Annotated in this window: 14 protein-coding genes and 3 pseudogenes; 4 read left to right on the top strand and 13 right to left on the bottom strand. The window is 38.6% G+C overall.

Annotated elements, in window-relative coordinates; translation table 11 throughout:
- Positions 1-38 precede the first annotated feature (38 nt).
- Entirely contained in the window at positions 39-824 is a 786-nt protein-coding gene (locus ACEWFH_RS07245) for a hypothetical protein (protein ID WP_473726693.1), read from the bottom strand.
- Positions 825-1,142: 318 nt separating this feature from the next.
- Positions 1,143-1,712: an RNA 2',3'-cyclic phosphodiesterase gene (gene thpR / locus ACEWFH_RS07240; protein WP_473726692.1), complete on the bottom strand. Its 570-nt coding sequence runs from the start codon at positions 1,710-1,712 to the stop codon at positions 1,143-1,145.
- A gap of 111 nt (positions 1,713-1,823) precedes the next feature.
- On the opposite strand from thpR, the pseudogene cysK reads away from it, so the two are divergent.
- Positions 1,824-2,754: pseudogene (gene cysK / locus ACEWFH_RS07235) on the top strand (cysteine synthase A).
- A gap of 42 nt (positions 2,755-2,796) precedes the next feature.
- Here the strand turns inward: cysK and ACEWFH_RS07230 are convergent.
- From ACEWFH_RS07230 to ACEWFH_RS07215, 4 genes and pseudogenes are all read right to left on the bottom strand, one after another.
- On the bottom strand, positions 2,797-3,186 hold the full coding sequence (locus ACEWFH_RS07230) for an MFS transporter (protein WP_473726691.1): 390 nt from the start codon (positions 3,184-3,186) through the stop codon (positions 2,797-2,799).
- Positions 3,090-3,977, bottom strand: a complete 888-nt coding sequence (locus ACEWFH_RS07225) for an MFS transporter (RefSeq protein ID WP_473726690.1) — start codon at positions 3,975-3,977, stop codon at positions 3,090-3,092. Before ACEWFH_RS07225 ends, ACEWFH_RS07230 begins: the two co-directional genes overlap by 97 nt.
- 20 nt (positions 3,978-3,997) lie before the next feature.
- Positions 3,998-5,403 (bottom strand): annotated as a pseudogene (pepV, locus tag ACEWFH_RS07220) (dipeptidase PepV).
- Between the two features lie 24 nt (positions 5,404-5,427).
- The gene (locus ACEWFH_RS07215) at positions 5,428-6,435 is read right to left on the bottom strand and encodes a potassium channel family protein (protein ID WP_473726689.1); all 1,008 of its coding nucleotides are present in this window, start codon (positions 6,433-6,435) and stop codon (positions 5,428-5,430) included.
- A 421-nt stretch (positions 6,436-6,856) separates the two neighbouring features.
- On the opposite strand from ACEWFH_RS07215, the gene ACEWFH_RS07210 reads away from it, so the two are divergent.
- The gene (locus ACEWFH_RS07210) at positions 6,857-7,075 is read left to right on the top strand and encodes a DeoR family transcriptional regulator (protein WP_066243921.1); all 219 of its coding nucleotides are present in this window, start codon (positions 6,857-6,859) and stop codon (positions 7,073-7,075) included.
- 130 nt (positions 7,076-7,205) lie between these two features.
- On the opposite strand, the gene ACEWFH_RS07205 is transcribed toward ACEWFH_RS07210, so the two are convergent.
- Positions 7,206-7,844, bottom strand: a complete 639-nt coding sequence (locus tag ACEWFH_RS07205; RefSeq protein WP_473726688.1) for a PRC-barrel domain-containing protein — start codon at positions 7,842-7,844, stop codon at positions 7,206-7,208.
- 41 nt (positions 7,845-7,885) lie between these two features.
- Positions 7,886-8,614 (bottom strand): pseudouridine synthase, encoded by a 729-nt coding sequence (locus ACEWFH_RS07200; RefSeq protein WP_473726687.1) that lies wholly within the window; start codon positions 8,612-8,614, stop codon positions 7,886-7,888.
- Between the two features lie 161 nt (positions 8,615-8,775).
- Here ACEWFH_RS07200 and ACEWFH_RS07195 point away from each other — a divergent pair.
- A pseudogene (locus tag ACEWFH_RS07195) lies at positions 8,776-9,146 on the top strand (DUF6884 domain-containing protein).
- A gap of 52 nt (positions 9,147-9,198) precedes the next feature.
- Here the strand turns inward: ACEWFH_RS07195 and ACEWFH_RS07190 are convergent.
- Positions 9,199-10,737, bottom strand: a complete 1,539-nt coding sequence (locus ACEWFH_RS07190; RefSeq protein WP_473726686.1) for a putative polysaccharide biosynthesis protein — start codon at positions 10,735-10,737, stop codon at positions 9,199-9,201.
- 331 nt (positions 10,738-11,068) lie between these two features.
- On the opposite strand from ACEWFH_RS07190, the gene ACEWFH_RS07185 reads away from it, so the two are divergent.
- A complete protein-coding gene (locus ACEWFH_RS07185) occupies positions 11,069-12,331 on the top strand; it encodes a BaiN/RdsA family NAD(P)/FAD-dependent oxidoreductase (RefSeq protein WP_473726685.1) in 1,263 nt (420 codons plus the stop codon).
- Positions 12,332-12,646: 315 nt separating this feature from the next.
- On the opposite strand, the gene ACEWFH_RS07180 is transcribed toward ACEWFH_RS07185, so the two are convergent.
- The 4 genes from ACEWFH_RS07180 to ACEWFH_RS07165 all read right to left on the bottom strand — a co-directional run bounded on the left by ACEWFH_RS07180 (position 12,647) and on the right by ACEWFH_RS07165 (position 15,375).
- On the bottom strand, positions 12,647-12,835 hold the full coding sequence (locus ACEWFH_RS07180) for a sporulation protein Cse60 (protein ID WP_473726684.1): 189 nt from the start codon (positions 12,833-12,835) through the stop codon (positions 12,647-12,649).
- Positions 12,836-13,062: 227 nt separating this feature from the next.
- Positions 13,063-13,560: an SDR family oxidoreductase gene (locus ACEWFH_RS07175; protein WP_473726683.1), complete on the bottom strand. Its 498-nt coding sequence runs from the start codon at positions 13,558-13,560 to the stop codon at positions 13,063-13,065.
- Between the two features lie 163 nt (positions 13,561-13,723).
- The gene (locus ACEWFH_RS07170; protein ID WP_473726682.1) at positions 13,724-14,101 is read right to left on the bottom strand and encodes an EAL domain-containing protein; all 378 of its coding nucleotides are present in this window, start codon (positions 14,099-14,101) and stop codon (positions 13,724-13,726) included.
- 26 nt (positions 14,102-14,127) lie between these two features.
- Positions 14,128-15,375 carry a putative bifunctional diguanylate cyclase/phosphodiesterase gene (locus ACEWFH_RS07165; RefSeq protein ID WP_473727234.1) on the bottom strand — a complete coding sequence of 416 codons (1,248 nt, stop codon included), beginning with the start codon at positions 15,373-15,375 and terminating at the stop codon, positions 14,128-14,130.
- Positions 15,376-15,404: the final 29 nt, after the last annotated feature.

Genomic DNA, 15,404 nt, shown 5'->3' with positions numbered 1-15,404 from the left:
CTCGATTTATGGTTTTTAAAGAATTTCGACAAAATTCTTTAAATACCTTCAAAATGAAACTCAGACTCATTGGACAATGGATCTTTTCTGAAAAGAGAGTTTGTTACCCCTTTCCGTAGTAAGTCAGATACGAATTTTAATTGCTGACTTTTAATAGGTGCTGGATTCAGTTGAAGTTGCGTGTGCCACTCTTTAAAGTTTCGCTTGTCTATATAGGTGATCTTTTTCCAGTCATTTGAAAAGTCAATAAAACCATGGGGAGCAACAATGCACGGTTTTATGGATAGCTGATTCTGATATGGCTCCCAATATTCTCTTACCATCGAACTCATTCGTTCGAGGCGAATGAGTGGACTTAAAATCGTTTGTTCTTGATCTGAATGAACATTCTTCCAAAACCGTTTATTATCTTGTGCTTCTTGCCATATCCCTTCACCGTTCATCCACACAATCAACCAAACATCTGCTGGTCCTGCTAGAATAACATCTAATTCAACACCAGCATTTTTCACTTGCAGCACAGGTTCATAAAACAATAAATAATTATCTGGGATTTCTCGAATCAGAAATTGCAGCGTTCTATCCTGTACATATCGCTTGTCCCAATTTGAGATTTCTTTTACCGTAGATGTAGCCCAGTTCATTTGATGAGTAAATAATTTATTTCGGAATTCTTTATGCATAGCATTTTGATCCTGATTTACATTGTGTTGCTTGAAGGCTTTCCAGCGATTTTCTTTAATCCTCGTAAATAATGACTGATAATGGTACAGGTTATTTTCATAACGTGAAACATAATCTTGTAATTTTACAAGCTGTGACATTTCTCTTCTCCTTTTAAATTTCGTAAGGCTTTTTTCGTAATCTTTGGTGTTTTTGAAAGTTGTTGCTCTCCGTTCCAGGATGCTCGCTTTCCGCGGGGCGTGCGGTGAGCCCCTTGCCGCTTTGCGCCCTAAAGGGTCTCACCTGACCGCCCTCAAGGAAGTATTCTTGTTCCTGCGTCTACAAGTTATGCTACCGCAGTGAGTTTCCTCGTCACATGCCTTGTGAGAAGCTTCTCAGGTGGTAGGCACGCACCTTACACTCCGAACAACCTGCCAATAGAGGCAAGTTCTAAAACTGTCCGCAGAAGAAACAACCTTTTAGAGAAGAACCTCTCGTAATGAAAAGGATTGTGTAATTTGATATTTAGGCTGTTTTTCTGAATGTGTTTCGTAAATCACGATATTCCCAACATCAAACTGTATATTCTCACCATATTGATCCCACCAATCCTCGACGTTCATCGAACGATCTTCTGAGTCAATATGTTTCCGTGCAAGTGTGATATGAGGAGAATATGCTCTTTTCTCTAAAGTAAATCCAGCATTCTCACATACATAAGACACTTGTTTTTGCAGACGATATAAACTGTGTTGCTCTTTTACACCTGCCCAAAGAATTCGAGGGCTCTGTTTGTTTCCGAAGAATCCAAAATGGTCCACGTTTAGAGAGAACTCATCATGTTTAGTTACTTCCTCTTTTAGTAAAGTATGAAGTGTTTTCAGCTGCTCGGCTGATGCAGAACCTAAAAAGGCTAATGTGATATGAAGATCTTCTATATGTACCCATGTTTTAAAATGATGATCTTTCTTAATATGCTTGCAGAATTCCGCAAGCCTTGTTTTCACTTCTGCAGGAAGCTTCACAGCTATAAAATAATGTCTTTTCAAAAATCACACCACCTTGTTTTATTTTATCAAATTTATTAATGTGTCTATCTGCTTTTTTACCACATCACTTATTTGTTATACTTGTAAGAGCAACGAAAAGGAGTGCAAATGATGAGAGTCGTTTCAAACATCTCTGATTTAATCGGAGATACACCTATTGTAAAGTTAAATCGTCTTCCTCATAAAGACGGAGCCGATGTATATGTTAAATTAGAATATTACAACCCTAGCCGAAGTCTTAAAGACCGAGCTGCTTATAACATGATCATTGAAGCAGAAAAAAGGGCTACCTTAAAGAAGGATCTACGATTATCGAACCTACTTCAGGCAACACTGGAATTGGACTCGCCATGAATGCGGCCGCTAGAGGATATAAGTCCATTATTGTTATGCCAGATACGATGACAGAAGAAAGAATTAATCTATTAAAAGCTTATGGTGCAAAAGTTGTTCTCACACCAGGTGATGAAAAAATGCCAGGTGCAATAAAAAAGCACGGGAGCTTGCTGATGAAATTCCAAACAGTTACATGCCTATGCAATTTGAGAATCCTTCAAATCCAGATGCTCACCGAGGCAGTACTGCCGTGGAAATTAAAGAAGCAATTGAAGAACTGAATCAGCACTTTACTGCTTTTATTGCACCTGCCGGAACTGGCGGTACGATTACAGGCACTGGAGAAACGCTGAAGTCATTTTTTCCTGATCTGACTGTTCATGTCGTGGAACCTAAAGGATCACCTGTTTTGTCAGGTGGAAAGCCTGGAAAGCATAAACTTGTTGGTACAAGTCCTGGTTTTATACCACCGATCTTAAATCAAAATGTCTATGACGAAATCGTACAGGTCAATGATGAAGATGCTTATACGATTACGAGACGCCTGGCATCAGAAGAAGGAATATTAGTTGGTCCATCATCAGGAGCTGCCGTTTATGCCGCGTTAAAAATTGCCGAAAAGCGGAAAAAGGGTGATGTGGTCATCTGCATCACATGTGACTCTGGAGAACGCTATCTATCAAGTGATTTGTTTCAGTTTGAATAAAGAACAAAGGCATCCCAATCATCAATGCGGGATGCCTCTTTTTTATATGGATCTGTGAAGAAGTATACGTCCTTGCACTTCCATCCTAGAGAGAATAAAAACCATAAATAGTCCGGCAAAAGACAGCGCACCAAAGAATAAATACGTGTAGAAGATATTGAACTTATCAAAAATAACACCGCCTACAAACGTACAAAACCAGGAACCTAAGCCATTGCCAACAGCAGAATATAACGATACAGCTGTAGCTCTAACATCTATTGGTGTGTAGGTCCGAACATATTCCATCGCCGCAGGAATGAACAATCCAACAGAAAATCCTTGTACAACAGTGGTTATAAGGACAAGCGGATATGTCGGTTCAAAAAATAAAACGTCCAGCGAACTGCAGAAACAGTCGCTGCAAAAATCATGATGTTCATCATGCCCCACTTTTTGATCGTAAGTCCAGCAAACTTCATAAAAGGCGCTTCGCTTCCAGCTGCGATCAAGAAGGCTAATCCAACTCCGGCAAGTGTTCCACCCGTTTCCTGAACGTAAAAACCAAAATAAAAGTTATTTGCAAAGATTGGACCAAACACTAGAAAAGTGGCGGAAAGAAAGACCAAAAAGGAAGGCATTTTGAACAGTTGATCGATTCCTTTTCTAAGGTCTGTTTTAAGCGATTGATTTTCTTTCGGCATTCGTGCAACAAATAAAACACAAAGGACAAGAACAGTTGAAAACATATAGAAAATAACATGTATGCCAAAGGCTTCTGCAAGTCTCCCAGCCATATAAACAGCTATTGCAAATCCAACCGCACCGAACAGTCTGTAGTTTCCATATTGTTTATTTTCTTTTTGAACATAATTTAAAAGTATGCTGTCTGAAACAGGCACTAACGCGCTTTGCATAAAAGAAAACACGACGAGTAGTGCGATTAGCCATACGTATGATTCCAAAAGAAAGATACAATACCCTAATGCCGCTGTTAACAATAATGAAAGAACCAGTACTGAACGCGGACGTCTCGAATAATCCGTCGCAATGCCCCATAAAGGCTGAGCAAAGATCATAACAACTGGACTAATCGACATTAACGTACCAATTTCAGTCCCGCTAAGTCCAACTTCTTCTTTAAAATAAACACCTAATAACGGGAATAAGCTCCCAAGACCAAAAAAACTAAGCAGATAAAAGCCTTTTAGACTGATAGAGGTTTGGTCAAACGTTTTATTCATGATGTACCCTCTCTTACAAGCTATTTTGCCAGTTCATAAATGGCTTGTGCATAGATCGCTGCAGCAAGAAGCAAGTCTTCTACAAACATATGTTCATCCTTTTGATGAGCAACATCTTCCCTGCCAGGGAACAATGCTCCGAAAGCTACACCCGTTTCTAATGAACGGGCGTAAGTACCTCCGCCAATTGCCATTAATTCACCATTTTTTCCTGTTTGTTCTTCGTACACTTTTTGAAGCGTTTTAATTAATGGGTGGTTCTCTGCAACATAGTTAGGCGGATTATTTTCAATAACTCTCATCGACCAATCGCCTGATTCTGCTCGTTCCTTAAGTGAACTCTCGATAACAGCACTATCGTGTGTAACAGGATAGCGAATATTCATCCCTACTTTTCCGCCTTCTGCTTCATTAAAAGCAATTATCCCCACATTTACCGTTAACTTGCCGCTGGCTTCATCTTCTGCCGAGATGCCTAGTTTATTGCCTGTATGTTCACCAGTCACATCTTCTAGCAAGGCAAGAAACGCCTTAGCTTGTCCCGTAAAAGGATAGCTATTTAAAAATTCTCCAAGCAATAGACCCGCATTCTTTCCAATTTCGGGAGTACTTCCATGCGCTGATTTCCCTTTTACCTTCAATGTGAGTGCATCGTTTTCAATTAAAGTCTGACATTCTATTCCCATTGTCTTCCCAAAGCTTTCGAACGCTTGTTGCAGCTCTTCTACTCCATTGCTTTGAATTTTAGCTTCTGCATAATCTGGTACCATGTTTAGACGCTCACCAGATTTGAAGGATGTTAACTGCAATCCTTCACTTTCTACTGATTCACTGCCGTTTATACGAAATTCTACATCAAATATTCCTTTTTCAGCGGAGATGATTGGAAAGTCAGCATCAGGAGCAAATCCGATTGATGGCATTTCTTCTTTCGTAAAATAATGCCTTACACATTGCCAGTTGCTTTCTTCATCACAGCCGATGATCATTCGGACTCTCTTCTTTAAAGGTAGTTTTAGTTCCTGAATAATTTTCATCCCATAAAAGGCGGCCATCGTAGGACCTTTGTCATCAATGGCTCCTCTTGCATAGATTTTCCCATCTTTAACTTCTGCTCCAAAAGGGTCTACTGACCATCCTTCACCAGCAGGAACAACATCAACATGACAAAGAACACCTACAATGTCCTCACCGCTTCCGATTTCAATGTGACCTGCATATCCGTCCACATTCTTAATGGTCATACCGTTTTCTTTTCCTAGGTTTAGCAAGTAGGTTAATGCACGTTCAATTTCCGGTCCAAAAGGAGCACCTTCTTTAGCTTTTTCTCATCAAGAAGACTTGGAATGCGCAAAAGACCTTTTGTATCCTCCATCAATTTGTCTTTTCGGTTTTCAACTTCTTCTTTCCAATTTATATGATACATAGTTAGCCATCCTTTCTAAACGATTTATCTCAACGTTTCGTAAACGTCTTTGCTGCAGATGATATATAGCCGTGCATCATCCCGTATTGTTTCCTCTAATCTTTTGTTTATCGAAAGATCATTTCCGTCTGCGATTAATGTTGCTCCTTGACTTAATAAACCGTCAAAAGCATCTTTGTACGTTTTCCATTCTGCCTTTTTTCGTACTTCAAACAAATTATCGCCTTCTTTATGTGAAAGAAGCTGAGTGTAAATGTCTGTAATTCCTTTTGAGAAAGCTGAACGCACGGCCATACGTGATACCGTTTCGTGACTCAAAACAAACTCGTCTACTTTAGCATGCCTAAAGTTTTTAATATGCTCTTCTTTTTTTATCTCAACTGTACTATGTATATGAGGCGACAATCTTTCAACTGAAGTTACGATTAAAAGCGTTTTACCATCAGCTAATGCTGAGTCGTGAATAGAGTCATCCGAAAAGACTAGTACTGATTTTGCTTCTTTCAAATTTGCTTGGTTTAAAGTGGATTCCATTGAAGGATCACCTTGAACATAATTAAGATTGGGATGAGTCATAGGTGTTACCGTTAGTTGATCAATAAGTACGATTTCAAGTTCAGGATGAGTTTCAATGATCTCATTTACAGCATATTTTGCTTTTTCAGACCAGCCAATAATTACGAAATGATTTTTCCCTCTAAAATTCAACCTTCCTTCCTCCTTACGTTTTCGATGAGCTCCCAATGCTTCAACAAGTTTCCCGATAGCTAGACCCGCAATACCAATTCCGACTAAAAAAATAAACATCGCATAAATCCTGCCTGCAACTGAAACTGGATAAAAGTCTCCATAACCTACTGTTGTTACTGTTGTCATCACATACCATAGGGCGTCAAACCATCGCGGAAATGTTTTAGGTTCTAATTCATGCATAACAATTGATGAAAAAATGACGATAAAAAAAGTAAAGGAGAATATACCAAGTTTGTTTATTCCGAACAGGCGATTCATCAACCTTTGCAAAATATACACCTTATCGCTCCTAACTTTTTACGATTTTTTTAACCCTTATATTGTACCTTATTCCCTATAGAAATGGTTAGACAGTTTCAAACAGTTGGGATATATTAGGTGTTGACAAACGTTGACTTTCGTGTATAATGGTGCGTAAATGGGAGGTGTGGTGTTGCTTTAACTGACAATTTTCCTTTATCTTGGGATCATATGTTCGTTATGAGTTTTTGCTGCATAGCCGCACAGACATCTTTTGAACGTTTTGAACATCTAATGGCTTACGCAGCGGAGAACCAATATGGATTCTTCGCTTTTTTGTATACAAAAAGGATGGGTCTTATGAATTAAAAAGATTGTAATACTACATTCATATTTCATTAACTTTTGACTGGTATCATATAGTGTGTTAACAACTATCTAAATAACAAGGAGTGGTTTTTTGAGTCCTTCAACTGACAGAATGTTGAATCGTGTGAAAGCCCTGTATTTGTTTATTCGCAAGAAAGGTACTGTAACAACACGAGAACTAGTTGAAGAATTTGGAACTACACAGCGAACCATCCAGAGAGATCTGAATGTACTCTCTTACAACAATTTAGTAACAAGTCCTGCCCGTGGAATGTGGGAAACAACAGGAAAGAAAGTTAAAGTTTCTTAAAAGAACATGTGAAAAAATATGGATAAGCATAAATAATAACCCCGCTATTTAAAAATAGCGGGGATTTTTTATGCTCTGTGTTCATGAAAGTCGTTAATTTTTCATTCCAGAATACTCGCTCCATTAAACGTTAAATCTCTTCAGGACTGTTTTTCAAGAGTAAATCTGGTGTTCTTTCGATTTTCCATTCTTGGTTTTCCCAATCAGGTTTTCCGGACACCGACATATATTTATCGTCGTTACCAAATAAGTTTTTCCAAAATCCTTCTGAAAGAGAGAAACCTATCACTTGCTGACGGTCCGTATCGACAATGAGGTCTTTAATCTTTCCAATTTTTTCACCATCTTGATCAATAACCGACCAATCTTTTATCCTCATATAGGAATAGCATTCTTTAGGCTCGTCCCTTTGCTGTTCGATCCCAGCAAATACTAATTTGTCTTCGTTAAATTCTTTTACCTGATGCCATGGAATAAAGTACGTATCTTTTGTGTAGTTCTGATTGGTTTCAGGATAAGCACTCCCTGTAAACGGAGTGTTCTGTGTCCCGATACCTGACGTAGCAGCAACCACTGTTTCCATATGCTTATCAGCCGGCAGTTCTTCGCGCTGATTGCTGTAATTTTCGACTGTATACGTAAAATAGCACAAACGATGATCATACATGTTAAATAGAATATCGTTAATTTTATGCTCAGTCTGTTCTGTTACATCAGCTGTATCGTTTTGAGCTTTTGCACCCATTAATTTTTCCGCAGATAGTTTCATTGAGCGACATCTCCTTTTTATTGGAAGATACCCCTTATAAATTATTCAAAAACATCCTCTTTTAAAGACAGCAAGGTAAGTTCCTCTTCAGACAATTCGCGATACGTTCCTAGATCAAGTGAATCATCAAGTTTCAATTGACCCATCTGAATTCTTTGCAGGTAAACAACTTTTCTGCCGACTGCTTCAAACATTCTTTTCACTTGGTGAAACTTACCTTCTGTAATCGTAAGTTCGATCTCTGATTCATGATCATTATTGTGCAGCACCTTCAAATAGGCAGGCTGTGTTTTATATCCATCCTCTAAAATGACACCATCTTTAAAGATTTCAAACGTATCCTCTGGGATAGAGCCGTTTATTTTTGCAAAGTAAGTTTTAGGCACATGTTTTTTAGGTGAAAGCAAAGTATGCGCCAACTGCCCATCATTGGTCAGAATTAATAATCCTTCTGTATCTATGTCTAACCTGCCGACAGGAAATGGTTCGAAATTTTGATCTTCCATGTAAAGCAGGTCTATAACCGTTTCATGCCTTGAATCTTCAGTAGCAGAAATGACACCTTGAGGCTTGTTCATCATTAAGTAGATGAATTCTTTATAAACGGCCTGTTCGCCGTGAACGAGGACGTGGTCTTTATCTGGATCCGCCTGTGTCTTAGGATCTTTTATTATGGAACCGTTCAATGTAACTGCACCTGATTTTAATAATTGTTTTACTTCTTTTCTGCTTCCATAACCTGTATTTGATAACCATTTATCAATTCTCATTATTAACCTCCAGCAATGATCTATTTTTCCTATATTATTGTAAAAAATTGATTGATTTTTGAAGAAACAGGGTAATTTAGTACTATAGGAGGAATTGGCATGAAAAGGAAAATAGGTCTTCTAGCAACTGCACGAAAAAAGCTTCAACCCCTTCGGCAGCAATAGATTTATACATAAGTCCTTTATTCGTTAAGTCCGTTCAATACGCACAGAATCATTATGATGATTTTTATTTTTTAGTGCAAAAGAAGGACTTGTAACGAAAGACCAATACATTGAACCGTATAATGTTTCTATCAAAAATTTTTCTACATCCGAAAAACGGGAGTGGGCTCACCAAGTGATTCAAGATCTAGAGCAATATAATAAGCCTTCTCAATGTAAGATCTACATTCATGGCGGATGGGTATATCGTGAATTCTTGCAGCCAGAGCTAGAAAAAGCAGGGTTTCAATTTGAAGTTCCACTCGAAGGCTACAGCATTGGTAATCAGCTAAAATGGTACGACCAACAGAATCACGTTAAGAAATAACCCTCACTGCATGAAAAAGAAGGCTTTCTATCAGCCTTCTTTTTTGTTTTTCCTATTTTCTGCGTTTCAAGAAAGGGATGCGGTCTCCTAAAATAATATTTAACAATCCTGAACGATAACTTAGGAAACCATAGACCGCTCCTCCTGTTAGAATACCAACAGTCAACTTTACTATCGTATCAAGCCTTGTATCTGAATCACCTAAAAGATTAGATACAACTATTACGACTACGGCCATTGCAGCGCAAAATAAAGTAATTAGAACTGTTCTGCGATATACCCATTTAAATGAAAAGCCGCTGTATTTTTTTATAATATACAGGTTAAACAAGATAGAAAGAGTATAACCAATATCTGTTGCAATTACTGAACCTGTTCCGCCAAATAGCAATAACAAAGGCTTGTTAAGAAGAAGTTTTGCAAGAAAACCGACAGATAAACTAATAAATGCATATCGCTGCTGGTTCAGCCCTTGCAGGATTGCTGCTGTTACAGTGAACATGGCAAACCATAACGCAGTTGGCGCGTACCACTGAAGATAATAGCCGCCGGTTTCCATGGAAGACATCCCAAAAAGCGCACCGTATGCCGGATAAGCAAGAACAGTTAAACCGATTGCAGCTGGTGCAGTTAAGAACAACACCATTTGAAACGTCTGCGTGATCTGTTTATGAAGTACATCATCGTCATTTTGTGTAAATGATTTCGTAATAACAGGAATTAGTGTTAGCGCTAATGCTGTTGCTAGTGAAACAGGTATCATAACGAGTTTATGTGCGATCTGAGTAATAATCGCGAACACTGATTCTGCTTCTTTTTGAGAATAATCCATACCTTTCAACGTGTTTACGATGGTGAACTGGTCAATCATCTGATAGAGTGGAATCGCCAGACCGACCGCTACAAATGGAATGGCATATTTAATCGTTTCTTTATAAATATCTGATAATGAAATATCAGCAACTGACTTACTTTGGTCATACATCTTTTTCAGATGCGGCTTTCGTTTTATCCAATACCAGATCAGAACGATCAGACCTGCAACGGCACCAAGAGTTGCAGCAAAGGTAGAAAGTGCTACTGCCGTTGTTATATCACCGTCTAATAAATTGATCACAACATAACTACCAACAAGGATAAAAACAATTCTTACAATCTGCTCTACAACTTGTGAAACAGCTGTAGGTCCCATTGATTGAAAACCTTGAAAGTAGCCGCGGATCAAGCTCATCGATGGTACGATAATTAGAGCTGTACTTACCATCCGGATAACGAGCGTAATGTCATCTATGCTATTTCCTTGCCCGCCTTTTTCACTTATGATCTGTTGAGCTAGTACTGGTGCTAGCATGTACAGGATGATAAATGCCAGCGTTCCTGTTAAGGTCATAACGAGAAAACCGGATTTTAATAATTTTCTGCCTGTTGCGTAATCACCTAAAGCATTGTATTTAGACACAAATTTAGAAACAGCAAGCGGAACTCCCATTGTGGAAATACTAAGTAATATGGTATATGGAATATAAGCATACCCGTAAAGAGCCATGCCTTGTTCATCTACTAGATTTGTAAATGGAATGACAAAGATCAATCCGATAAATTTCGAAAAAAGGTTGCAGCGGATAAGATCAATGTTCCACGAAGTAATCGAGACAACTATTTTCAGCTCCTACTAATGATCCTAAATAAAATTACCTGACTTAAAATTTTTCCGTCAGGGATAATTGCAATTATACTTTAAACCTAGATTATAATTCATGCAAAAAAACATTATTGATATTGTATCACATAAAAAGCGGATGTAACCTCATTTAACTTTTTGTAAAAAAGTAAGGATTATGAAAAGCATAGTCTTTTTAAATAAGCTATGCTATTGTATGAAATGATTTTTAGTCTTGAACGTTTAAGAAAGTTGGGATTGTATGATTTATGATTGTATTGTGATTGGCGGAGGGCCTTCAGGTCTTATGGCCAGTGTTGGTGCTGCTTCAAATGGTGCTTCTGTCCTTCTTATTGATAAGGGAGAAAAACTGGGACGCAAGCTTGCTATTTCTGGTGGTGGACGCTGCAATGTAACGAACCGTCTTCCTGTTGAAGAAATCATTAAGCACATTCCAGGTAACGGCCGTTTTTTATATAGTGCATTTTCAGTCTTTAACAATGAAGATATTATCAATTTTTTCGAGGGACTTGGCATCCAGCTTAAAGAAGAAGATCACGGTCGAATGTTCCCTGTCTCAAACAAAGCTACGGATGTAGTAGCTGCTCTTTTAGAAAAAATTAAGCAGCTCGGTGTTAAAATCCGAACTAACACACCTGTAAAAACGTTACATTACGGAGAAAAGCACCATGAAATCCTCCTCCAGAACGGAGAGACACTGCAAACAAAATCTATCGTTATCGCTGTTGGCGGTAAATCTGTTCCACATACAGGCTCTACTGGAGATGGGTATGCATGGGCAAAGAAAGCAGGGCATACGATCACTGAACTGTACCCAACCGAAGTTCCTATCACTTCGAATGAAACGTTTATTAAGCAGAAAACACTGCAAGGTATCTCTTTACGCAATGTTGCCCTTTCTGTTTGGAATCCAAAAGGAAAGCTGATTAAAGCACATCAAATGGACATGATTTTTACCCATTTTGGTGTTTCAGGACCTGCCGCATTACGATGCAGCCAATACGTAGTGAAAGCTTTAAAAAAGTTTAATGTTCCGTCTATTGAGATGAGGATTGATTCTTTTCCTGAAGAAAATGAAGAAACGCTGCTGTCAACTTTACAGCAAAAGATTGATGCAGAACCTAAAAAGGCCATTAAAAACGTTCTTAGAGGATTACTCCCAGAAAAGTTTCTTCACTTTTTAATTGAGCGAGCTGAAATTGACGGTGACTCTATAGCTGATCAAGTTCCTAAAACAGCACTACGGCAGTTGACTGCTCAAATGAAAAGTTTTTCTTTTTCTGTTAATGGAACATTATCGATCGAAAAAGCTTTTGTTACAGGAGGCGGTGTTTCTGTTAAAGAAATTGCTCCTCAAACGATGGCATCCAAGAAACAAGATGGCCTATTCTTTTGTGGGGAAATTCTAGATCTGCATGGCTACACAGGCGGTTACAATATCACGGTTGCTTTTGTGACTGGGAATATAGCAGGAACAAACGCAGCTTATCATGCATTGAGCTAAATTCTTGTTCAAAACTAGGGACGTGATCCAATTTCGGGTCACGTCCTTTTGTATGAAGAGCCTTTGGTTGATTTGCAGACCCAGAATGAATGCTTGATGGTTTTATGTTTTTAAGGTTTTTTGTTTTCCTCATTGCAAGTTGATTGGAGTGTAAGCTGCGAGACTCCTGGGGATTAGCGGGACAGTTGAGACACCTAAGTGTGAAGCACCGAGGTGGCTCACCGCCTGCCCCGCGGAAAGCGAGCATCTGAAACGGAAATCAACCAGTTGCAAGAACAGCAGAGCTCACCAAGACCGCTATATAAAAACAACTTTCTATTTTTTATAAATAACCATCGCAGAAAACGAAAACATGGTCTCATCCTCGGAGTGAACATTATCACAAACCGCTATTTGATACTTAATATCTATTATGTTTTCAGGAGGAATTACACTCAGAAACTCGTTCACACCTTCCTCTAAATCATCTTCATGGTCTTCGTCAAAGACCTTTACTTGAATCATAAAAAGCATCCCCCTTTAGCCTAGAGATTTTGTTCTTTCTTTCGGCTTTGGCGGATGCTTTTCCTTTGTTGGGATTTGACTAGTTTTGTCTTACAAATTTTCGAGAGCTGTCTGAATGGGCACTTCACCTTCAATCAATTCAAATACTTGGCGGCTAACTTTTTCATTACCGAGACATGCAGCAAGCGTTCTTGCCACGTCAGCACGTGGAATGGAACCTCGCTCATCTAATTTTTCTTCGCTTGGATCAAGCCCATTCCATCTTCGTCTGTTAGTGCGCCTGGGCGAAGGATCGTATAATTTAATGAGCTTTCCAACAGCACGTTATCCGCTTTTCTTTTCGCTTCTAAATAATGCTGCAAGCCTTCTGGACCTTTTTCAGGAGTATCTGCGCCGATGGAACTTACCATGATAAATTGGTTCACATGATGTTTTTGTGCGGAATTAATGGACTTTACAGCACCCTCATAGTCCACAGCGTCCGTTTTTTCAGGACCTGTATGGCCGCCAGATCCAGCTGTGAAAATGACCGTATCAATGTCTTTAAATACATGTTCGAAGTCTTGTTCTAGGTCACCTAGGACTGCTTCGATATTAGGATGTTGAAAATGCTCTTGCTGTTCTTCTTTTCTAACCATCGCTTTCACAGAGTGTCCTTGATCCGCCAGTATATTGCATGTTAATTTACCAATATTTCCATTTGCTCCAATTACGAGAACATTCACTTTCTATCCACTCCTTCTATTTGTCTACTTATGTAGTGTTTCACGAAATAGGAGTTGTGAAACATGTAGTTGTGGAGGAAAGTGTAAAATGTATGTGCAACCTTAAGCTACAAAATCAAAAAGCTTAAAAAAACGCTGTTTCCACGTTTTTTTAAGCCTGATCTTAGTTTATTACCATATTTTTTTGTAAATGTATCTCTAATTCATCTGCGTGGAGCGGCTTATACAAATGATAACCTTGGCCATACATACACCCTTGCTCTAAAAGGAACTCTATCTGCTTACAGCTCTCAATCCCTTCAGCAATGACACAAAAATCAAGGTTATGCCCCATATCAATAATTGTTTTTACAATGGCTCCTGCCTTTAAATCTGTCAATATATCATCAATAAACATCTTATCTATCTTTAACGTATCAACAGGCAATTGCCTTAAGTACGTTAATGATGAATACCCTGTTCCAAAGTCATCCACTGATATACGAATCCCTTTCGCTCTTAATCGGGTCAAAACAGGAAGCGCTTCGTTCATGTTTTGCATGGTCGTACTTTCTGTTATCTCCAATTCTAATGAAGACGCGGGAAACTTGTTTCAATAAGAATGCTCTCTACTCTTTCTATAAACGTTTCCTCGAGCAGCTGTCTAACTGAAATGTTTACAGAGATTAAGAGGTCCTGATAACCATTCTGATGCCACTTCACCCCTTGCAAGCAAGCATTCTTTAAAACCCATTCTCCGATTGGTATGATCATTCCCGTTTCTTCAGTGATCGGAATAAATTCTGCAGGGGAAATGATGCCCTCATCTTCTTTGTTCCAGCGCAGCAATGCTTCTACGCCTAGTATCTTTTTTGTATCGATCTGCACTAAAGGCTGATACACAAGAAAGAATTCATTATTGCTTAATGCTTTTCTTAAGCCATGTTCGAGGTTTAATCTTCTCTCCATCTTCTCGTCTCGCTGTTCGGTAAAGAATTGATACGTATTTCTGCCGCATTCTTTTGCTTGGTAAAGAGCTGAATCCGCTCGTTTTAAGAGTGTGTCACTATCAGAACCGTTGCCAGGATATGTGCTGATTCCTATACTTGGTGTTGTAAATACTTCTTGTCCACTAAGCATAAACGGTTTTGTAAAAGCTGAAATGATTTCTTCAGCAATCGTTTTAATCTCGTATACTTCTTTAAATTCAACAAGAATCAAAAATTCATCTCCGCTTCTTCTAAATACCTTACCTTTAGAAGCTACCGTAACTTTTAGAAGCTCTGCGACTTTTTGCAGCAATAGATCGCCAAAGCTGTGACCGAGTGTATCATTCAAAACATTAAAACGATCAAGATCTAAATATAAAAGCGCCAGGTTGTTATTTTTGCTATCAGCTTCTTTCATTTGATCTTCAATGGTCTGCATAAATCCATTGCGATTCGGAAGACCGGTTAACTCATCATAATAGGCCATGTGCTGAATGGTTATCTCTGCACGTTTTCTCTCGGTTATATCAATAAGTATAGAGTTAAAGTCAATCAATTCATTTTTTTCATTCAAGAACGGAATACCTCGGTCATGAATCCATCGTATCTCACCATTCGGCTTCATTATTCGATACTCACTCGTCGCAATAATCCCACTCTGAATATCTTGAGCTCGCTTTTGAATAATCTCATCATCGTCAGGATGTATCACTTTTTTCCACAATTCTGCATCGTCATAAAAAGCTTGCATCGGGTAACCATATAATTTTTCAATACCTGATGTGATGAGCAACTTGTCGGTTTCAAGATTATGTGACCAAATGGCTACATCAATGCTGTCGAATATGTTTTGAAGTTTAATTCTGTTTGCTTCTA

This window comes from Fictibacillus sp. EA-CB0309, assembly GCF_055814265.1.
This window is presented reverse-complemented; position numbering and strand designations above follow the sequence as displayed.